The following is a 232-nucleotide window of genomic DNA, read 5'->3' as shown; positions in this document are numbered from 1 at the left end:
GGTGACGTGCACCGCCTCCTGCGCGAGGCCGCGGGTGGCGAAAAGTTCGAGCACGCCCTCGCGAAGCAGATAGACGGAACAGACTTCGCTGTCCGTTTCCTCCCCGATGATGCCGACGACCTGGTTCAGCTTCGCCTGCGCGGGCGTACGCGACGCCATTACGTCGTGAAGACGAACGAGAATCTCGCGGGCGGAGGCGGCGGCCGTGGGCATGATGCGACTCGCTATCAGA

General features: G+C 65.1%; 1 protein-coding gene. It reads right to left on the bottom strand.

Features of this window, described 5'->3' with window-relative positions; all coding sequences use genetic code 11:
* Nucleotides 1–213, bottom strand: a 213-nt coding sequence (locus AC0IYH_RS34195) for a hypothetical protein (protein WP_471838941.1), incomplete at its 3' end; no start/stop codon positions are given.
* Nucleotides 214–232: the final 19 nt, after the last annotated feature.

The sequence above is a fragment of the Pseudomonas sp. AC463 genome, assembly GCF_979253585.1.
Note: the sequence above shows the minus strand (reverse complement) of the source record. Positions and strands in the feature narration are given on the sequence as shown.